This is a genomic window from Clostridium sp. BIOML-A1 (assembly GCF_009874105.1).
Lineage (GTDB): Bacteria > Bacillota > Clostridia > Lachnospirales > Lachnospiraceae > Coprococcus.
In genome coordinates this window covers 1-19,434 of the sequence record NZ_WWTL01000001.1, presented here as the reverse complement: position 1 = coordinate 19,434, position 19,434 = coordinate 1, and the positions used below count along the sequence as shown (strand labels likewise).

General features: G+C 40.8%; 19 protein-coding genes and 6 tRNA genes. 4 read left to right on the top strand and 21 right to left on the bottom strand.

The window, feature by feature from the left end:
- Positions 1-25: 25 nt before the first annotated feature.
- Positions 26-214, bottom strand: a complete 189-nt coding sequence (locus GT641_RS00135; RefSeq protein ID WP_008401239.1) for a hypothetical protein — start codon at positions 212-214, stop codon at positions 26-28.
- A gap of 269 nt (positions 215-483) precedes the next feature.
- On the opposite strand from GT641_RS00135, the gene GT641_RS00130 reads away from it, so the two are divergent.
- Positions 484-1,776, top strand: a complete 1,293-nt coding sequence (locus GT641_RS00130) for a hemolysin family protein (protein WP_119962905.1) — start codon at positions 484-486, stop codon at positions 1,774-1,776.
- A 237-nt stretch (positions 1,777-2,013) separates the two neighbouring features.
- Positions 2,014-2,736 carry a DUF1836 domain-containing protein gene (locus GT641_RS00125; RefSeq protein ID WP_161116527.1) on the top strand — a complete coding sequence of 241 codons (723 nt, stop codon included), beginning with the start codon at positions 2,014-2,016 and terminating at the stop codon, positions 2,734-2,736.
- Positions 2,737-3,587: 851 nt separating this feature from the next.
- On the opposite strand, the gene GT641_RS00115 is transcribed toward GT641_RS00125, so the two are convergent.
- Both GT641_RS00115 and GT641_RS00110 read right to left on the bottom strand, forming a co-directional pair.
- Positions 3,588-4,193 (bottom strand): substrate-binding domain-containing protein, encoded by a 606-nt coding sequence (locus tag GT641_RS00115; RefSeq protein ID WP_243143663.1) that lies wholly within the window; start codon positions 4,191-4,193, stop codon positions 3,588-3,590.
- A 99-nt stretch (positions 4,194-4,292) separates the two neighbouring features.
- Positions 4,293-5,297 carry a LacI family DNA-binding transcriptional regulator gene (locus tag GT641_RS00110; RefSeq protein WP_008401233.1) on the bottom strand — a complete coding sequence of 335 codons (1,005 nt, stop codon included), beginning with the start codon at positions 5,295-5,297 and terminating at the stop codon, positions 4,293-4,295.
- A 267-nt stretch (positions 5,298-5,564) separates the two neighbouring features.
- Here GT641_RS00110 and GT641_RS00105 point away from each other — a divergent pair, with 267 nt between their 5' ends.
- Positions 5,565-6,845, top strand: a complete 1,281-nt coding sequence (locus GT641_RS00105; protein WP_161116525.1) for a galactokinase family protein — start codon at positions 5,565-5,567, stop codon at positions 6,843-6,845.
- Between the two features lie 267 nt (positions 6,846-7,112).
- Positions 7,113-8,600: a UDP-glucose--hexose-1-phosphate uridylyltransferase gene (gene galT, locus GT641_RS00100; RefSeq protein ID WP_161116524.1), complete on the top strand. Its 1,488-nt coding sequence runs from the start codon at positions 7,113-7,115 to the stop codon at positions 8,598-8,600.
- 386 nt (positions 8,601-8,986) lie between these two features.
- Here galT and GT641_RS00095 read toward each other — a convergent pair whose 3' ends face one another.
- From GT641_RS00095 to GT641_RS00010, 18 genes are all read right to left on the bottom strand, one after another.
- Positions 8,987-9,298 carry a YerC/YecD family TrpR-related protein gene (locus GT641_RS00095; RefSeq protein ID WP_008401229.1) on the bottom strand — a complete coding sequence of 104 codons (312 nt, stop codon included), beginning with the start codon at positions 9,296-9,298 and terminating at the stop codon, positions 8,987-8,989.
- Between the two features lie 102 nt (positions 9,299-9,400).
- Positions 9,401-10,867, bottom strand: a complete 1,467-nt coding sequence (locus GT641_RS00090; protein ID WP_008401228.1) for an alpha-amylase — start codon at positions 10,865-10,867, stop codon at positions 9,401-9,403.
- A 41-nt stretch (positions 10,868-10,908) separates the two neighbouring features.
- Positions 10,909-12,126 carry an LL-diaminopimelate aminotransferase gene (locus tag GT641_RS00085; RefSeq protein ID WP_008401227.1) on the bottom strand — a complete coding sequence of 406 codons (1,218 nt, stop codon included), beginning with the start codon at positions 12,124-12,126 and terminating at the stop codon, positions 10,909-10,911.
- Between the two features lie 11 nt (positions 12,127-12,137).
- Positions 12,138-12,974 carry a diaminopimelate epimerase gene (gene dapF / locus GT641_RS00080; protein WP_161116523.1) on the bottom strand — a complete coding sequence of 279 codons (837 nt, stop codon included), beginning with the start codon at positions 12,972-12,974 and terminating at the stop codon, positions 12,138-12,140.
- Positions 12,975-12,986: 12 nt separating this feature from the next.
- Positions 12,987-13,538 carry an ANTAR domain-containing protein gene (locus GT641_RS00075; protein ID WP_119962896.1) on the bottom strand — a complete coding sequence of 184 codons (552 nt, stop codon included), beginning with the start codon at positions 13,536-13,538 and terminating at the stop codon, positions 12,987-12,989.
- A 150-nt stretch (positions 13,539-13,688) separates the two neighbouring features.
- Positions 13,689-15,020, bottom strand: a complete 1,332-nt coding sequence (glnA, locus tag GT641_RS00070) for a type I glutamate--ammonia ligase (protein ID WP_161116522.1) — start codon at positions 15,018-15,020, stop codon at positions 13,689-13,691.
- Positions 15,021-15,226: 206 nt separating this feature from the next.
- Positions 15,227-16,051: an ABC transporter permease gene (locus tag GT641_RS00065; protein WP_161116521.1), complete on the bottom strand. Its 825-nt coding sequence runs from the start codon at positions 16,049-16,051 to the stop codon at positions 15,227-15,229.
- Between the two features lie 174 nt (positions 16,052-16,225).
- Positions 16,226-16,936, bottom strand: coding sequence for an ABC transporter ATP-binding protein (locus tag GT641_RS00060; protein ID WP_161116520.1), 711 nt, complete (start codon positions 16,934-16,936; stop codon positions 16,226-16,228).
- A gap of 300 nt (positions 16,937-17,236) precedes the next feature.
- Positions 17,237-17,500 carry a 30S ribosomal protein S18 gene (rpsR, locus tag GT641_RS00055; RefSeq protein WP_008401221.1) on the bottom strand — a complete coding sequence of 88 codons (264 nt, stop codon included), beginning with the start codon at positions 17,498-17,500 and terminating at the stop codon, positions 17,237-17,239.
- Between the two features lie 17 nt (positions 17,501-17,517).
- The gene (locus tag GT641_RS00050) at positions 17,518-17,958 is read right to left on the bottom strand and encodes a single-stranded DNA-binding protein (protein WP_008401219.1); all 441 of its coding nucleotides are present in this window, start codon (positions 17,956-17,958) and stop codon (positions 17,518-17,520) included.
- Positions 17,959-17,973: 15 nt separating this feature from the next.
- A complete protein-coding gene (gene rpsF, locus GT641_RS00045) occupies positions 17,974-18,264 on the bottom strand; it encodes a 30S ribosomal protein S6 (protein WP_008401218.1) in 291 nt (96 codons plus the stop codon).
- Between the two features lie 156 nt (positions 18,265-18,420).
- Positions 18,421-18,597: a DUF951 domain-containing protein gene (locus tag GT641_RS00040; protein ID WP_021943524.1), complete on the bottom strand. Its 177-nt coding sequence runs from the start codon at positions 18,595-18,597 to the stop codon at positions 18,421-18,423.
- A gap of 105 nt (positions 18,598-18,702) precedes the next feature.
- Positions 18,703-18,775: transfer RNA gene (locus GT641_RS00035), tRNA-Phe, on the bottom strand.
- Between the two features lie 14 nt (positions 18,776-18,789).
- Positions 18,790-18,863 (bottom strand) — tRNA-Met (locus GT641_RS00030).
- Positions 18,864-18,880: 17 nt separating this feature from the next.
- Positions 18,881-18,962 (bottom strand) — tRNA-Tyr (locus GT641_RS00025).
- Between the two features lie 21 nt (positions 18,963-18,983).
- Positions 18,984-19,056 (bottom strand) — tRNA-Thr (locus GT641_RS00020).
- Between the two features lie 13 nt (positions 19,057-19,069).
- Positions 19,070-19,141: transfer RNA gene (locus GT641_RS00015), tRNA-Glu, on the bottom strand.
- Between the two features lie 12 nt (positions 19,142-19,153).
- Positions 19,154-19,225: transfer RNA gene (locus GT641_RS00010), tRNA-Asn, on the bottom strand.
- Between the last annotated feature and the right edge of the window lie 209 nt (positions 19,226-19,434).

The window sequence follows — 19,434 nt, the reverse complement described above, 5'->3', positions numbered from 1 at the left end:
TGAACCCTTCTGTTTTGTTTTCCTGTTATTTCAGATTCTTTACAATCGGATCATAAAGATCTAATTTGCAATGTTTGTCCTTGCTGAAATGGGAACAGTTTAAGCAGCTCTTTTCACCATCCGCTTTGTTGGTCATGCTGTTGCAATGGCATGTCTTTTCATAAGCACTGCAACGTTCTGCTACCTCATGATAGGTTTCTGTTGAACTTCTCATCGTTCTTACCTCCTTGACATTTGTCAGTCTTTATCGCAGATTTCATAGATCCGGTCATGCACCAACAACATCAGGCAATGATATCTGCATAACTGTCTATTATCATCTACATGCATTAGTATCTGCATCTTCTCCTTCATTTATTCCGAACACTACCGGATAGTCTAATGTTTATATAAAATCACCATTTCTTAGTCGTTCTGTTCTTGACAAGTTTTTCTCTATTCTGTACAATCAAAAGCAAAAATATTTTTAGGAGATGATTTTTTTTGCACCCCAGTACAATTATCCAGTTAATTACAATTATTCTATTAATCCTGTTATCGGCATTCTTTTCTTCTGCCGAAACAGCTCTTACAACCGTCAATAAATTCACCCTGCGTTCAATGGCTGATAGCGGGAACAAACGTGCTGCCCGAGTTCTTAAACTGATCTCTAACAGCGACAAACTGATCAGCACAATATTAATAGGTAATAACATCGTGAATATTTCAGCTTCCGCTCTTGCAACAACACTTACCACTAATTTATTCGGAAGCAAGGCAGTCGGAATCGCAACCGGAATCCTCACCCTTTTGATCCTGTTATTTGGTGAGATCACACCGAAAACGCTTGCCCAAAATAACAGTGTTAAAATGTCAATACTTTATGTGGACGTCGTACAGTTTCTGGTATATATCTTTACCCCATTTGTATTCATCATAAACAAGATCTCTCATGTTATTTTCTGGATCTTACATATGGATACAAACGAAAGTGCCAAATCCATTACCGAAGATGAACTGATCACCATGGTAAACGTCAGTGAGGAAGAAGGTGTCATCGAGAACAAGGAAAAGGAAATGATCACAAACGTAGTGGACTTCGGAGATTCCCGTGTTCGTGATATTATGATTCCCCGTACCGATGTGACCATGGTTCCTGTTACCGCTACTTATGATGAACTGCTGAAGCAGTATATGGAGGTTCCTTACACCAGACTTCCTGTTTATAAGGATTCTCGTGATAATGTCATCGGCATCCTGCATGTAAAAGATCTGTTCTTTTATAAAGCAACCCATGACATCAACAATTTTGACGTAACAAACATCGTCCGCGAACCATTCTATGTTTATGAATTTCAAAAAACAAATGATCTTTTGGCAAACATGAAATCCAGTTCAAATTCCATCGGTATCGTGCTGGATGAATATGGCGTCTGTGTTGGTCTGATCTCTATGGAGGACTTGATCGAAGAAATAATCGGTGATATCAAGGATGAATACGATGATGCAGAGCATAATAATATTGTGAAAATAGATGATACACATTACAGCATTGATGGCGGAATCAAATTAGACGACCTGAACGATGCGCTGGATCTGGATATCGAATCTGAAGATTATGATTCTATCGGTGGTTATATCATCCAGTTATTAGATCACCTTCCATCCGTTGGAGATACAGCATCTGATGGTGTGATATCCTGCAAGGTAACAAAATTAGATAAAAATCGTGTTTCACGAGTTCTGCTCGAAATTCTACCAAAGCCGAATACTGATATTGATAGCAACAACGAATAATCCAATCTGTTCTTAAAAACTGCCATCTAAAAAGAGCATCATAACATAGACACACATACGTCTGTTCAGTTTGAGTTTTTAATTTTAAAAATTCTGTCAAAATGCTTGTGTTGTGATTTTTATTCCTATATAATAGAATACTAAGGTTATAAAGTCCTGTATTTCATATCGTTTACATGAAAGCAGGACTTTCCTATAGAATTCATACAGATTTGGTTATGTTTGGGAGAGATTCTAATGAATAAAAATATTACTCGCAGAAAAAAATTATTACAGATTGCAACTTCTCTGAGTTACATCGATCCGGATGATATACCTGAGATCGATCTGTATATGGATCAGTTAACAACCTTTATGGAGGATAAGCTGAACGCTAATAAACGAAGTGACGATGACAAGACCATGACAAAGACCATGATCAATAATTATACGAAAAACAACCTTCTCCCGCCACCCGACAAGAAGCGTTACTCCAAGGATCATCTGATCATGCTGTTGTATATTTACTACCTCAAGAACTTTGTAAGTATCACTGATATTCAGACACTTCTTGCCCCGATGAATAACAACGACTGCTATAGCGGTGAATCACCGGTCAACATCGAAGAGGTCTACCGCAAATTATTCAATTACGAGATCGATAACTATAATGACATAATCAAAAGCATCTTATCCACCTATGATAAGGCATCCGATATGTATGATCCGGAAACAGACGCTTATCTTCACGATATGTGTATGGTCTCTATGTTGTCCGTTGATGTCTATGTTAAGAAGAAGTGCATCGAGCACCTGATTGATGACATGCATTCCGTTCAGGAACAGACATTAAAGAAAAATGAACAAAAAATAAAAAACACAGAGAAAGCAAAAGCTGCAGAGAAAGCCGCCACAGCCGGAAAGACAAAAGCAAACGATACATCCGTCAGCTTCAAGTCAACTAATAAAAAGATAAAATAAAATTTTCAGATTGTACTATAAAGAAATACAGCAAGCCACGCTTGCTGTATTTCTTTATAACTAAAATGAATGAAAAAAGGCTCTGTTGCATCTGTCCAAGTGTCTTTGCAGGATCCCAGTAATTGTTACCAACACGCTGTGGTGTAGCATATGCTGCCTGTGCTGCAAGTGCTGCGATAGCCGGATCTGCCTGTACTACATCTGAATTTGATGCTTCGATGTTAGATGGTCCAAGGTCTCTTGCTTCATATCTTGCTATCTGTGAATCATAGCATGTTGATACATTTTGATCAGTTTTTTAACCTATTTTTATGTGCTATATTACAAATACATCTATCTATTCAAACAGATAGTTGCGTGTTTTTAATAGTTTTTCCAAAATATGGTGCAACAGTTTGCGCAAGTAGCAAATAAGTCTCTCTTTCTGAGAAATACTTAACTAATATAAGCCCGGCTACCTGTCTGATTATATAAAAAGCAATGACATTCATGCAGTTTCGTAATGAGATGCACTCTAACCATCAGCACCAAGCCCATGTCTGAACCCACAGGGTGAGTTTGGGCGACTGCTGATAAATAGGTGAGTGTATCGAATAGAAACAAAATGAGTCATGCGTTTATATAATCAGACAGGAAGCCAGACTTATATCATTCTAACCCAACACAAAAGAGAGCCTTATCATCAGCTTAATAAGGCTCTCTTTAAAGGAGGGGGGATATTTTATGTTCACGTTAAAACCTCAAGGTTTCAACGGTTTGCATACATTCTATATGCCTGATCTATTGCGTAGATCCTTTCAGTGTCACTTCATATCCTAATAAAATCCGGTCTGCGATATCTTCACCTTCGATCATCCGAAATAGTGTCTCTCCGGCTGTTTTACCAAGTTCTTTTGGGTCATACTGTAATGATGTGATCGCCGGGCGGTTATTTTCAAGCAGGGCGCTGTTATAAAAAGAAGGCATATCTGTTCCGGAACAGATATGCCTTCTTTTCTAAGCTTGTCCAGCACCCATTTACAGATACCATCATCCATGCAGACAATACAGTCGACCATGTGGCGCATACTGTCTTCTACTGTCATCTCGACATTTGATCTATCAACGCAATCCATATATACTTTCATATCTTCTATCATAAGTCCGGCACCGGTAATACCTTGTTCAAAGCCTTCTCGCCTTGTCCGGTTGACTACATGATTGCTGTCCCCACCAATCAATGCAAATTTCTTCATTCCCTTCATAATGAGAATGGAGGTTAATTCCCGGCAGGCTGCGATATGATCGTTATCGATCTGCGCAACATTCGGTTCTTCCGTGCTTCCAATCGCTACAAATGGAAGATCCGTCTGTTTTAAATATTTGATTCTATCATCCCGGATCAGTGTCCGTCCAAGAATCAATCCATCAATCTTATGATTTTCAACTGCTCTCTGTAGTTGTGACATATCATCCATTGTATTCACTTGTTCTCTCTTAGTGTAGCGCAATGTTTTGCGCAACTCTTGTATTTAAACAAGCAACTTTTGCGCAATTTATCAATCATTTTTTAAATTTTATTTTTCTGTGTATTCCATACAGGATTCCCTGACGATGAGATTACATGGGATCTCAGCCTTTAACGGAGTACGGATACTAAGGTTTGATGCAGCGTAGATCAGGTTTGCTCCATGCTGTCCCATATCATATGCCGGAGCATTTACCGTTGTAAGTGCAGGAACTGTATACTCACTAAGCTCTGTATTATTAAAGCCAACAAGTGAAATATCCTCCGGCACTTCCATATCCGCTTCCTTGAATGCCTTTAATGCTCCTACCGCAAGTGCATCACTGGCTGCAAAGATTGCACTTGGACGTTCGTCAGATCCTGCTATCACTTTTCCCATCTCATAACCGGAGAATGTATTGAAGTTTCCCTCATACAGATATTTCTCGTATGGAAGATCCTTTTCTTTCATATATGCAATGTATTCTTCCAGTCTTGGATCAACCAGAAGCTCATGATTTCCCACATACTCTTTACCACCCATAAATCCAATCTTGCGATGTCCCAGATGGTACAGATAATCAAGCACATCCCTTACTGCCTGTTTAAAGTCCATCGTTAGGGAAGTAATATTATAATGCTCCACCTTCATATCCAGAAATACAATATTACTGCATATCTCTATAAATGATTTTACTTCCTCCTGCGCAAACTTACCCAGGCAGATAATTCCATCACAACCACGCAGCATGTCCAGATAGTTGCTGTCATTCCGAAATACCCGAACCAGTTCAATCGACTGGCTGATACAGAAATCCTCGATTCCCTTTCTTGCGGACAGATAATAGCTATCTTTCATCTCATCTTCTGCAGAGAACCAAAGCACAAGCCCAAGCTGGAATGATTTCTTTAATCTGGCTGACTTTTTCTTTGTATAATGCAATTCTTTCGCTGCCCGAAGGACTCTTTCCTTTGTCTCCGGTAAAACATTTAATGTCGGATCATCGTTCAAAATTCTTGAAACTGTAGCCGGTGACACATTTGCCCATCTCGCAATATCCTTGATTGTCGTCATAATATACCTCTTTACTCCATATTTATTGGATAAATTTACTATATTTTTACCAACCTAGTGTAACAGATTTTTTTTTATTTTTCAATTACTTTTTCAGTAAATCTTTACTAAAGTATTGTTGACATTTTACTAAACATATGTTATCCTGTCACTATAAAGAACAAACAGACTTAGAAAAACAGACACATCTGTACAAGTAAACACACATTTACGCACCGTACAGATATAAGCACATCAATTATCATGTATGATCAGGAGGATAAACATATGAAACATGCATCTGAACTAATAAAAGACTTTGAATCAGAACAGTACAATGAATTATTAACCGATATCTATGTCGATGAGCATCTGCTCGCTTATCAGAATGGCAGATATATCGCCGCTCTTCAGGAATTCATCAAAGATTTCGGAGACACAGAGGTATCTATCTTCTCCGCTCCGGGCAGAAGTGAAGTAGGTGGAAATCATACTGATCATCAGCACGGTCAGGTACTTGCCGCATCTATCAATCTGGATGCGATTGCCATCGTTGCAAAGACTTCCGATGATAAGATCCAGGTTATCTCAGACGGATATGATCTCATTACAATCGACGCATCCGACCTCTCTCTTGTAGAAAGTGAAAAAGAAACAACAATGGCTCTGATCAAGGGTGTTGCTGCCGGATTAAAGGAACGCGGACACGCTGTTGGCGGCTTCAAAGCATATATCACCAGTGATGTACTGATCGGTGCCGGTCTTTCATCTTCTGCAGCATTCGAAACAATCATCGGAACCATCCTGTCGGGACTTTATAATAATGGTTCCGTATCTGCAATCGAGATTGCGATCATCGGCCAGTATGCAGAAAATGTATACTTCGGAAAGCCTTGCGGTCTGATGGATCAGATGGCATCTTCCGTCGGAAATCTTGTACATATCGACTTTGCAGATCCGGCCGATCCTATTGTTGAAAAGATCGACTTTGATATGGCAAAGAGCGGTTACAGTCTCTGTATCACTGATACAAAGGGCTCCCATGTAGATCTGACTGCTGACTATGCTGCAGTTCCTGCCGAGATGTGTGCCGTTGCGGAGATGCTTGGCAAACCGGTATTAAACGAATTAAGTGAACAGGATATCATCGACCACATGACTGATATCCGCACCAAACTCGGCGACCGTTACCTGCTTCGTGCCCTTCACTATTTTGAAGAAGTAAAACGGGTAGAAATTCAGGCTGCTTCCCTGAAAAAAGGTGATATGCCGGCATTTCTCGCGGCTGTTAAAGCATCCGGCGATTCTTCTTTCAAATATTTGCAGAACGTATATACAAATAAAGACATTCAGGCTCAGAATGTATCTGTTGCTCTGGCTGTCAGTGATATCACACTTGGAAGCCACGGAGTAAGCCGTGTTCACGGCGGTGGTTTTGCCGGAACCATTCAGGCATTTGTAGAAAATGACACTGTTGAAACTTATCGTCAGGCTATGGATCATGTATTTGGCGAAGGCTCCTGTCATGTACTGAAGATCCGCAAATACGGCGGTATGCAGGTACTGTAAAACAGACGACATGATATAATGAACGCAAAATTACTTGCTTGCAAGGGGCTGATTTTGCGGAATGCATTGAGTGAGCTAAGCTCACGATATAATGAACGCAAAATCACTTGCTTGCAAGAGGGCTGATTTTGCGGAATGCATAGAATGTGCGAAGCACATGATATAATGAACGCAAAATTATTTGCTCGCAAGGATGCTGATTTTGCGGAATGCATTGAGTGAGCTATGCTCACGATATAATAACAAATTTTATGGGAGGTTACGATTATGATAGAAACATATATCAAAGAATTAGTTACTTATGGTTTAAATAAAGGACTCGTAGATCCCGCAGACGAAATATATGTTACAAACCGTCTGTTAGAGTTATTCGACATTCAGGAATACACCGAACCGGCCGAGATCCCATCCCGTCCGCTCGTTGATATCCTAAACGATATGTTAGATTATGCATACCGGCATAAACTGATGGAGGATGACACGATCACAAACCGTGATCTTTTCGATACAAAGATCATGGGTATGCTCACTCCTGCTCCATCCGTTGTACGGAAAATATTTGCTGATAAATATGCTGTATCCCCAAAGGAAGCAACGGATTATTATTATGCTTTCAGCAAGGCTACAAACTATATTCGTGAAGACCGTATCGCAAAGGATGAAAAATGGGTTACGGAAACGGAATACGGTCCGATCGATATTACGATCAATCTGTCCAAGCCGGAGAAGGATCCAAGAGATATCGCAAAAGCCGGAAAGGCAAAGAAATCCGGTTATCCAGCCTGTCTGCTCTGCCGTGAAAACGAAGGCTATGCCGGACATTTCTCACATCCTGCAAGGCAGAATCACAGAATCATGCCTATCACCTTAGATGGACAGGCATATTTTTTACAGTACTCCCCTTATGTATACTATAACGAGCACTGTATCATCTTTAATGCTAACCATACTCCAATGAAGATCGACCATGCCGCATTCGTGAAGCTGCTTGATTTTGTCCGACTGTTTCCTCACTATACAGCCGGATCCAATGCCGATCTTCCGATCGTTGGCGGTTCCATTTTAAGCCATGACCATTTTCAGGGTGGCGGCTATACATTTGCAATGGCAAAGGCTCCATATGAATCAAACTTTACCTTACCTGGTTACGAAGACCTGACAGCCGGTATCGTCAAATGGCCTATGTCTGTTATCCGTCTTCAGGGTTCCGATCCTGCACGTATCGCAGATGCAGCAGATCACATCCTGACAGCATGGAGAAATTATACGGACGAAGCTGCTTATATCTACGCTTACACAGATGATACTCCACATAACACAATTACTCCTATCGCAAGAATGCATGGAGATCTGTTTGAACTGGATCTGGTACTTCGTAACAATATCACAACCGAAGAATGTCCGATGGGACTCTACCATCCACATAGCCAGTATCATCATATTAAAAAAGAAAACATCGGTCTGATCGAGGTTATGGGTCTGGCTGTTCTTCCTGCAAGATTAAAAGGCGAAATGGCAGAGCTTGAGGATGCAATATTAAACCACAAGGACATCCGCGCAAATGAAACCATCGAAAAACATGCAGATTGGGTAGATGAATGGATCGGAGCTTATGACATTACTCAGGAAAATATCCATGGAATCATCCAGAACGAGATCGGCAAGGTATTCTCAAAAGTTCTGGAATGCTCCGGTGTATACAAAAATACCACAGAAGGCAGAGAAGCATTCATGCGCTTTATAAATACCCTTTAAATCCTGCTCCGCTTCCTAATACCAAATATATATGGGATTTTCTTCCCGCATGGTCGGGCAGACCAATGTCTGTCCGATCAATTTTATGTCTGCGCAGGCACTACGGCAAACAGGAGTACTGTGCCAAATGACATCAAGCGAAGATTTCGTAATAAATTGCATATATCAGCAAATATGGGTGCTTGTTTGAGCCGTCAGGCGAGTTAGCACAGGAATATTTGCGAATCAGATATATGCAGTTTATAGAAATCGAAACGAGTCATTTGCACAGTACTCCTGTTTGCCGTAGTGCCTGCGCAGACATAGGTTGGTCGTAGGACAAACAAAATCCTCCGGGAACGGATTGTCTTGATCCATTCCCGGAGGATTTCCTGTTTTATATGTTGTTATTCCGAATCTTTCTTCTCTTTATCCAGATTCATTCTGCTGAATACAAGTTCATAACCATCTTTACCATAATTAAGAGATCTGTTTACTCTGCTGATCGTTGCTGTCGATGCGCCGGTCTTCTCGGCAACTTCCAGATAAGTATTATCCTCTTTTAACATCTTCGCAACCGCAAATCTCTGGGCTATGGACAACAATTCATTTACCGTACAAACATCTTCAAAGAAATTAAAACATTCCTCCTCTGTCTCCAATGTCAGTATTGCTTCAAACAGATCACGGACTGCTTCTGTATGCACTGTCTTTCCCATAACTCATACTCCTTTGCCACTCTTATGCTGTGAAAATCCGGATCATCCTCAGACTTTCATGCACTTTTACAATCTAAAGTATTAATATGATAACTCAATTTCTTATAATTTGCAATCTTTTTTGATCCAGACCGCAAGTCCCTGACGGTTTACATAGAATTCGCCACAGCCTTCTTCATCGATACGGATATCATACTTTGCATTTCCCATTACATCTGCGAAATGGCAGCCTGCGAACTGTCTGCCGACATACATACGCTTTGTTCCGCCGGTCCCATCTGACATAATAACTGCCAGACCGGAATTCTCATGCTCTGCATCTCCTTCTCTGGTGAAGCCGACAACATCCGGATGATCAAAGTAGTCATGCTGTGTTCCGTATGCATATTTCTTACGAAGCTTTAACAGCTTGTTCATAACCGTCTTTCTGGACTTGATCTTAGCCGCAGGAATGCCTTCATAATCACCCATGAACATACAAGGATATCCCTGTTCTCTTAATAAGATAATCGCATATGCCAGTGGTTTAAACCACTCTGCTACAGCAGATTCCAGCACACCGCCCGGCTGTGATTCATGATTCTCTACAAATGTAACTGCCTTTGCAGGATTGCTCATCATCATGGAACCATCCAGTAACCGGCTCAGATCATATTCTCCTTCTGCAACTGATGCATCATGGAAACTGAAATGCAGCGGCACATCAAACATAGATGGCTGATTGTCCGCAGACGCAATGTAATCATTGATATAGTCACATCTCCAGTGCCAGAAGTCTCCTACCGTAAAGATCTCTTTTTCTTCTTCTCCGGCATTCGAAGCAGCTTCTGCAAAGTCTCTGATGAACCATCCCGGAACCTTCTCTGCTTCCTGAAAACGGAATCCGTCCACTCCGGTCACATCCTCATACCACTTTGCCCATGTCATTAATTCATCATATACTTCCTGATTATACAGATCAAGTTCACTGCCAATGATGTAATCATACTTGCTGAGTTTATATTTCTTCTCCGCTTCTTCCTCTGTCATACCTGACAGCTCGCAGACACGTTTCTTAAAATCATCCTGTTGCCAGTCAATTCCGGCAAAATGATTCCAATTCCATTTGAACTTAGAATACTTACTTCTTCTGCCCGCGAAGGTGAACTTCGACAAGGCTCCTACTATCTTTTTATTACCGATCATCTGTGGAATATCCTTGGCATTAAAATCCGCTGCCGTAACCTTCTCCACAGAATCTGCACCTAACTTCTGTCTGACTGCAATATCTGCATATACATTGATTCCCTGTGCCTTCATCGCGTCAATTGCTTCCAGATATTCTTTCTTTGTACCATATCTGGTTCCAACCGACCCTTTCTGGTTAAATTCCCCCAGATCATACAGATCATATGGCGCATAACCCATATCTTCTTTTCCCGCTGCCCCTTTAGTTGCAGGCGGAAACCATACTGCTGTTGCACCGATTTTCTTCAATGTCACTGCATCTTTTGCTGCTTTTGCCCATAATGTCTGATCAGCAGGTGTATTTGCATTAAAATACTGCACTAACAGCCCATTATCTTTCATCTTGCTACCTCCACAATTATATAGTTAATTGCACCCCGCTATTATAACGCTTTAATTCTCTCGATCGCTTCTACTGTATTCTCATATGTACCAAATGCTGTCAGTCTGAAATACCCTTCACCGCTCGGTCCAAAGCCTGATCCCGGTGTACCTACGACATTTGCATTTGCAAGCAGATAATCAAAGAACTCCCATGAAGTCATCTTATCCGGTGTCTTTAACCAGATATATGGTGCATTCACGCCACCGGATACAGAATAGCCTGCTGCCTTTAATCCATCATAGATCACCTTGGCATTATTCATATAATATGCGATCTGTGCCTTTGTCTGTGCCTTACCTTCTTCTGAATATACAGCTTCTCCTGCTGCCTGAACAATATATGGAGCACCATTGAACTTGGTTCCATGTCTTCTTGCCCATAAACCATGAAGTGCAACACCATTTGCATCCTTCAGATCCTTTGGCACAACTGTAAATCCAAGACGAGTTCCGGTAAATCCTGCATTCTTCGAAAAGCTTCGAAGCTCGATCGCACAGGTTCTTGCACCTTCACACTCGTAGATGGAATGTGGTACATCGTCTTCGCTGATATATGCTTCGTATGCTGCATCATAAATGATCACAGCTCCGATCTTATTTGCGTAGTCAACCCATTCCTGAAGCTGTGCTTTGCTGATGGTTGCTCCTGTCGGATTATTTGGGAAACACAGATAGATAATGTCCGGCTCCTCCTTCGGGAATTCCGGTGCAAATCCATTCTCCTCCAGACAAGGCATATAGATCACATCGCTCCAGAGTCCGGTCTCTTTATCATAAGTTCCGGTTCTGCCTGCCATTACATTTGAATCTACATAAACAGGATAAACAGGATCACATACAGCAATCTTGCTTTCCGGTGCAAAAATCTCCTGAATATTTGCAGAATCACTCTTTGCACCATCACTTACAAAGATCTCATCAGCAGAAATATCAACTCCATGGTCAATATAGTCATTCTTTACGATGGTATTTCTTAAGAATTCATATCCAAGATCCGGTGCATAACCCTTAAATGTCTCTGCTACCGCCATCTCATCTACAGCCGAATGAAGTCTCTCAATAATAGCAGGAGCAAGCGGCTGTGTTACATCTCCAATGCTCAGACGGATGATCTTCTTATCAGGATGTGCCGCACTGTACTCTCTCTGTTTCTTTGCTACTGTTGAAAATAAATAACTTCCCGGAAGCTTCAGATAATTCTCATTTGCCTTAAACATGTCATTTCCTCCTAAAATCTGTCAGTCTCGCCGTCAAAAACTACCCTGGCAGGACCTGTCATGTATACTTTATTGTTCTCTCTATCAAAGCGGATGATCAGATCGCCGCCTAATAATTTTACGGTTACCTCATCATCTGTCTTTCCATTTAATACACATGCAACGGCTGTTGCACATGCTCCGGTTCCGCATGCCAATGTCTCTCCGGTTCCTCTCTCCCATACACGCATCTTTACGGTATGACGGTCGATCACCTGAACAAACTCCGCATTCACACGGTTCGGAAATACTTCATGATGCTCGAATAACGGACCAGCTTCCTTCAACGGGAAATGTTCTGTATCGTCTACGAACATAACTGCATGTGGATTTCCCATGGATACACAGGTCATATGATAATCCACACCCGCTACTGTGATCTTCTCATCAATCACCTGCTCTTTATCTGAACGCACAGGCACCTGATCTGCCTTGAGGATCGGCGCACCCATGTCAACTGTTACCATATCAACCTTGCCGTCCTTTATCACAAAATCCAGATATTTGATTCCGGCAAGTGTCTCTACAGATACCGACGTCTTATCTGTAAGTCCATAGTCATATACATACTTTCCTACACAACGGATACCGTTTCCACACATCTCAGATCTGGAACCGTCTGCATTATACATATCCATTGTAAAATCTGCTTTATCGGATGGCTTAATCAGGATCACTCCATCACTTCCAACACCAAAATGCCGGTCACTCATGGCAATCGCCAGTTTCTCAGGATTTTCTACCTTCTCTGAAAAACAATTTATGTACACATAATCGTTTCCAAGACCTTCCATCTTTGTAAACTTCATATTCGTGCCTCCTTAAAACAGTGCTGTATGTTCCAGTATCATATATGCCATTTCAACAATATTGATACCATTATCCATGCTCTTTTTCTGCAGATACCGATGAGCGCCCTGCTCATCAAATCCATTATCATCCATTAATTTCAGTTTTGCAGCCTTAATTACCTTTTTTTCTTCTTCTGTACGTTCCTTTGGTTTTGTCTTGCGTTTCTTACGCTCCCACAGAATATTTTCAACCGTCAGTGAAACAGTATTGATAAAATCCTGTGTACGAAGTGGCATCGGCAGGCATGTAATTCCACTTTCTCTACACGCCTCGTAATGCACACGAGATGCAATCACAAGCATATCAAAATAATCCGGTATATTTGCCGCCAGCTCCGAAAATAACATATCCGGATACTGGTATCCGCATATAATAAGACCATCATCACACGCATCTGCTGCCTGCGCCGCCTGTGCTCCGGTCGTACATACCTGAGTTACATTGATTCCATGTCGAACCAAAAGATTTTTTATGCTCTTTGCTTCTTCTATTTTTGCAAATAGTACAATTACATTTACCAAAACAGCAACCTCTCACCCGACCAGTTTCAGTTCCTTATATTTTCATGGAACAAATTGATTCTATAATATAGCAACACAGGCACCCATAAAATGGGTGTCTGTATTACTCCTTGTTCTTCTTCGGTTTTACTTAAACATACCGGCTTCTGATCAGACTTTGTAAAGGTAATTGCTGATCTCCCAGTCAGTGACCTGTCTGGTATATTCGTTCCACTCATCTAATTTTGCTGATGTGTAACGTGTAAAGATATGCTCACCAAGTGCTTCCTTCATGAAGTCACTGTCTCTCATACATAAAACAGCTTCTCTTAAGTTTGCCGGAAGGCTCTCGATGTGTCTTGCTTTCTTTTCTTCTCTTGTTAATTCAAAGATATTGCTGTCAACACTTGGTACAAGCGGAAGCTGTCTCTTGATTCCGTCTAATCCGGCTTTTAAGCATACAGCCATTGCCAGATATGGATTTGCTGTTGGATCCGGGCAACGAAGCTCTACTCTTGTTCCTGCTCCTCTTGCACTTGGGATACGAACCAGTGGGCTTCTGTTTTTTGCTGACCATGCAATATAAATTGGGGCTTCATAACCAGGAACCAGTCTCTTATAAGAGTTTACTAATGGGTTTGTGATTGCTGACATCTCTCTCATATGTTCCATGATACCTGCGATGAAGTAATATGCTTCCTGGCTTAAACCAAGCTTATCATTATCATCTGCAAATATATTTTTGCCATCCTTTGACAAGGACATATTCATATGCATACCGGAACCACATACGCCATACTTTGGCTTTGGCATAAATGTAGCACACAGACCATGCTTCTTGGCAATTGTCTTAACAACGAGCTTAAATGTCTCGATGCTGTCGGCAGTCTTTAATGCCTCACCATACTTGAAATCTATCTCATGCTGTGCAGGAGCAACCTCATGGTGGGAAGCTTCAATCTCAAATCCCATCTGTTCCAGTGTCAGTACCATATCTCTTCTGGCATTCTCACCGAAATCAAGTGGTCCAAGATCAAAATAGCTTGCACGCTCGTAAGTATTCGTTGTTGGTAATCCATTCTCATCTGTCTGGAACAAGAAGAACTCACATTCAGGACCTACGTTCATCATGTAACCCATATCAGCAGCTTCCTTCAATGCCTTCTTCAGAACATATCTTGGATCACCTTCAAATGGAGTGCCATCCGGCTTATAAACATCACAGATCAGTCTGGCAACCTTACCCTGCTGTGGTCTCCAAGGGAAAGTCTCATATGTATCATAATCTGGATAGAGATACATATCGGATTCCTCGATTCTTGCAAATCCTTCAATAGAAGAACCATCAAACATAATCTTGTTATCCAGTGCTTTTTCAATCTGACTTGAAGTTATAGCAACATTCTTAAGGTCTCCAAAAATATCTGTAAACTGAAGTCTGATAAACTCTACATCATCTTCTTTTACCATCCTTAAGATATCTGCTTTCGTGTACTTACCCATAATATACTCCTTTTCATTACTTAATGTTGATATAATGCAGCGTCTGGTTATATAAAAGTATTCCACTGTTGCATTCTTTCCTGTGGACAGACTCCATCCACATTAAAGTTCTTAATAATCATAAACGCATCCCTTTGTTTTGTCAACGAAAACCACACTTTATCATAAGGCTTATCGGTCAAATATCTTCACATAGCCGGCAGCGTTCATTTTCTATTTTTATCTTTTTTCTTTGTAAATACAGTATTGCCAATAAACACCGCAAGCCCGCCATAGCCGACCGCTTCTATCAATCCTGTTATAGTTTCCCGCACAGTTGTATCTGTATGATCGATATAGGCAAACTGTTCGATTGCGGATAAGAGCCAGTACTTGCGGAGAAACACATCTCCATCAGCAAGAATCTGATCCAGACCTGTTATCACTGTTGAGAATAAAAGTACAATAATGAGATTCACCGCAACTGCCATTCCTGCATTTTTTACATTCATCGCAACTGCCATATAGATATAGGAAGAAACTACATACATAACAAGCATTAAAAGAAATACTCGGATAAATCCTGTCACATCCTCGCGTTCGATCGTTCCATGCCAGAATATCGCCCCGGCAATCAACGATACTGCTACATATAAAAGATAACTGATGCCCGCTATCACCGTTGTCTCATATAATTTACCCATATAGATCTGACATGCCTGATATCCGCGTTCCAGCATCAGCGAATAGATCCCATTCCGTTTCTCCGCCCCTATCATAATCGTGATCACAATCGCATATAAAATGGAAAGCACCTGCATCAGTGAAGCAGCAATTCCCGCACAATCAAACAGATTTAAATCTGTAAATGCATCAAGATCCGTATCGTATCCACCTGCTGCTTCCATCAGTTCTCCGGATATAATATGTGTTGCAGCATAAAATAATGCAAATCCAACCAATACCATTCCAATGATCACAATGCATGCAATACGAAATGTCTTATTCTTCCTGATTCTGTAATTCTCTGCACGAATGATCTGATTCATCATCTGTTTCCTGCCTTTCCGTCTTAGCTGTTATTTTCTGTACAGCATGTTATTCAAATCTCTTGTTATTCAAATCTCCTGCCATTTAAACCTTTTGTATTTATTTTATTATCCGAATCTACCATAGTTATTTTTTTATAATATTTGATATTCTATTTCTACACTTATGCTATTTGTTTACATTGATTTCTGGAATCGTGTAATAATATAATTCTCAACTGTTTCCTCGCTGCCTGCCTGTTGAAGCAGTTCTTCCCTTGTATATTCCATACAGATTCTGCCATGATCCATAACCAGATACCGATTGCAAAGTTTTACCAATTCGCCGATCACATGACTGCTGATCAATATTCCGATTGACCGATCCTCATGCATTGCCAACAGACGTTCTTCCAGGTCCTGCATCCCCTGTACATCCAAACCATTTAATGGCTCATCTAAGATCAAAAGCCTCGGATCACCGAGCATTGCAACCGCTATGCCAAGTCTCTGTTTCATTCCAAGTGAATACCTGCCAACCAATTTCTTTCCGGCTTCTGCAAGCCCCATCTGCTGCAACAGGCTCTCATATACCGTTTCATCCTCTACCCCAAATAATCTGCCGAAATATCGAAGATTCTCGATTCCTGACATATCGGTATATATATTCGGATTCTCAATCAGCGTTCCTACATCCTGAGTTCTTCGTTCTCCTGAAAAAATGATTTCTCCCGAATCAACCGGAATGCTTCCTGCAATCGCCCTCATCAATGTCGTTTTACCTGCTCCGTTGCCGCCCACCAGCCCAATGACATCTCCTGTCCGTATAGACAATGATACATCATCCAATACTGTACATTCCTTATATTTTTTTGTAATATGATCTATCTGTACGATCTTCTCTGCCATAGAGGTCTCCTTGCATTCTTTTTGTGCTATTCTCTTTTTCATATTCCTGATTATTCATTTGTTTTTTATCTAATAATATTACTATATCTTCTATATTATATAATATCTTTAATCAAAATTAAATCCCGGATGGTTCAAGACGTCAATATTTCGTTAAACGAGTCAGGCATAGATTTTCGTGTAAATACAAAATCTATGCCTTGCTTATTTAATGTAAAAAAGGATGATTGTGAATCACTTCACAACCATCCTTCATTTTTCAGATTGTATGCACCTTACGGTGTAACCAATGAATATAGATTAATCTACTACGTATGGTAAAATTGCAATCTGTCTTGCTCTCTTAACTGCTACAGTTAAAGCTCTCTGATGCTTAGCACAGTTACCGGTAATTCTTCTAGGAAGAATCTTACCTCTTTCAGAGATGTATCTCTTTAACTTGTTTGCATCTTTATAATCGATAACAGCAGTCTTATCTGCACAGAATACACATACTTTCTTTCTTCTACGAATATTTCTTCTCTTCATTGGAGCGTCTGCTCTATCTGTCTTTGTATAAGCCATTGTATTTACCTCCTTCTTTACTTGAATGGTAAATCATCCTCTATACCTTCCGGAATACTCATAAAACCTTCTGCGCTTGCATTTGCAGGTGAAGGTCTGCCAGCTGGCTGATAACTTCCGCCATCTGATGAAGAACTTCCTTTGCTCTCAGCAAATTCCTGATCTTCGATAACAACATCTGTTGTATATACTTTGTTTCCATCTTTATTGGTATAACTGCCTGTCTGGATTCTTCCAGTAGCCACAATCTTTGTACCCTGTTTCAGATACTTTTCAGCAAATTCTGCTGAACGGCCAAAAGCAACACAGTTAATAAAATCTGCGGTCTGATCACCATTTCTGTTAAAACGTCTATCTACAGCGAGAGTGTATCTGGCAATTGCCATCTGATCATTCCCCTGAGAATATCTGATCTCTGGATCTCTTGTTAAACGACCCATTAAAATTACTTTATTCATACGGAATTCCTCCTATTACTCAGCGTCTAAACGAACGCAAAGATATCTGAGAACAGGCTCCATGATACGAACATTAGCTTCAAGCTGTGCTGGTACATCAGCTTCTGCATCGAACTGAATGAAGTAATAGTAAGCTTCGCCCATCTTCTGGATCTCATAAGCAAGCTTCTTAAGTCCGCAGTCTTCAACATTAGTGATAGTTGCATTAGCTTTCTCGATGTAAGCCTTTACTTTCTCAACTGCTGCTGTTCTAGCATCCTCATCAATCTTTGCATTAACTACTAAAGTTAACTCATACTTGTTCATGTAATTGCACCTCCTTATGGTCTCTGGCCCATATATGATATATGAGCAAGGAAATATATGATTATTAACACATCACAGAACAAAATAATATCATAAAAATTTCCGGGTTGCAAGGATTTTTTTCTATTATTTCAGCATTATTTCAATACTTTTTTGCTATTCTATAAAACCTTTAAAATTCTTTTCAACCAGTTTTCTCGGTACCATCACCTGATGATCACACCCTTTACATTTTAAACGAAAATCCATACCAACGCGAAGGATCTCCCATTCATTTGCACCACATGGATGCGGCTTCTTCATCTTAATTACCTGACCAACATTAAACTCCATACTGCACACTCCTTATTTATCAACACCTGAATCTGATTTTCTTTCAATCTTTTTACAGATAAAAGAAAAAGCTGAAATCATAACGATTTCAGCTTTTCAAAGTCGTGCCCAAAGCTGGAATCGAACCAGCGACACGAGGATTTTCAGTCCTCTGCTCTACCAACTGAGCTATCTGGGCATATTACATAATAGTAGCGGGGACAGGATTTGAACCTATGACCTTCGGGTTATGAGCCCGACGAGCTTCCAGACTGCTCCACCCCGCGATATAAATAAAAAGAAATGGGCGGAGGTGGATTCGAACCACCGAAGCATTACGCAGCAGATTTACAGTCTGTCCCCTTTGGCCACTCGGGAATCCACCCATTTTTTGCTTTTCAGCAAAAAGCCGATGATCGGACTCGAACCGATAACCTGCTGATTACAAATCAGCTGCTCTGCCAATTGAGCCACATCGGCATATTAAATTAAATGACCCCAACGAGATTCGAACTCGTGTTACCGCCGTGAAAGGGCGATGTCTTAACCGCTTGACCATGGGGCCTTATAAGATTAGCTCCCCGAGTAGGGCTCGAACCTACAACCCCTCGGTTAACAGCCGAGTGCTCTACCATTGAGCTATCGAGGAATAACACCTGGTATACCACGGCGTACTCATCAAGCCTAACACAGATTCAGGTTGATGTCAATACTTTTTATTTCATGTACCTTCAGAATTTCATACAGAAAGTCTTGCGACTTCATTTTCTCCAATCTCTTCCGCTTATCTTTCGAACCTCTCAGGATAAGTCTTCGACCTATTAGTATCTGTCAGCTGAATGCGTTACCGCACTTACA

What these genes read in the sequence shown, in the direction of transcription:
- dapF (WP_161116523.1), bottom strand. Translation starts at nt 12,974, where the DNA reads ATGAAGTTTACAAAGATGGAAGGTCTTGGAAACGATTATGTGTACATA.
- GT641_RS00060 (WP_161116520.1), bottom strand. Translation starts at nt 16,936, where the DNA reads ATGGCAGAGAAGATCGTACAGATAGATCATATTACAAAAAAATATAAG.
- GT641_RS00095 (WP_008401229.1), bottom strand. Translation starts at nt 9,298, where the DNA reads ATGGGAAAGACAGTGCATACAGAAGCAGTCCGTGATCTGTTTGAAGCA.
- rpsR (WP_008401221.1), bottom strand. Translation starts at nt 17,500, where the DNA reads ATGGCTTATACAAAGACAGATAGAGCAGACGCTCCAATGAAGAGAAGA.
- GT641_RS00115 (WP_243143663.1), bottom strand. Translation starts at nt 4,193, where the DNA reads ATGGATGATATGTCACAACTACAGAGAGCAGTTGAAAATCATAAGATT.
- GT641_RS00085 (WP_008401227.1), bottom strand. Translation starts at nt 12,126, where the DNA reads ATGTTTAAGGCAAATGAGAATTATCTGAAGCTTCCGGGAAGTTATTTA.
- GT641_RS00050 (WP_008401219.1), bottom strand. Translation starts at nt 17,958, where the DNA reads ATGAATAAAGTAATTTTAATGGGTCGTTTAACAAGAGATCCAGAGATC.
- GT641_RS00105 (WP_161116525.1), top strand. Translation starts at nt 5,565, where the DNA reads ATGAAACATGCATCTGAACTAATAAAAGACTTTGAATCAGAACAGTAC.
- GT641_RS00125 (WP_161116527.1), top strand. Translation starts at nt 2,014, where the DNA reads ATGAATAAAAATATTACTCGCAGAAAAAAATTATTACAGATTGCAACT.
- GT641_RS00090 (WP_008401228.1), bottom strand. Translation starts at nt 10,867, where the DNA reads ATGAAAGATAATGGGCTGTTAGTGCAGTATTTTAATGCAAATACACCT.
- glnA (WP_161116522.1), bottom strand. Translation starts at nt 15,020, where the DNA reads ATGGGTAAGTACACGAAAGCAGATATCTTAAGGATGGTAAAAGAAGAT.
- GT641_RS00135 (WP_008401239.1), bottom strand. Translation starts at nt 214, where the DNA reads ATGAGAAGTTCAACAGAAACCTATCATGAGGTAGCAGAACGTTGCAGT.
- galT (WP_161116524.1), top strand. Translation starts at nt 7,113, where the DNA reads ATGATAGAAACATATATCAAAGAATTAGTTACTTATGGTTTAAATAAA.
- GT641_RS00110 (WP_008401233.1), bottom strand. Translation starts at nt 5,297, where the DNA reads ATGACGACAATCAAGGATATTGCGAGATGGGCAAATGTGTCACCGGCT.
- GT641_RS00065 (WP_161116521.1), bottom strand. Translation starts at nt 16,051, where the DNA reads ATGATGAATCAGATCATTCGTGCAGAGAATTACAGAATCAGGAAGAAT.
- rpsF (WP_008401218.1), bottom strand. Translation starts at nt 18,264, where the DNA reads ATGAACAAGTATGAGTTAACTTTAGTAGTTAATGCAAAGATTGATGAG.
- GT641_RS00040 (WP_021943524.1), bottom strand. Translation starts at nt 18,597, where the DNA reads ATGGAGTTTAATGTTGGTCAGGTAATTAAGATGAAGAAGCCGCATCCA.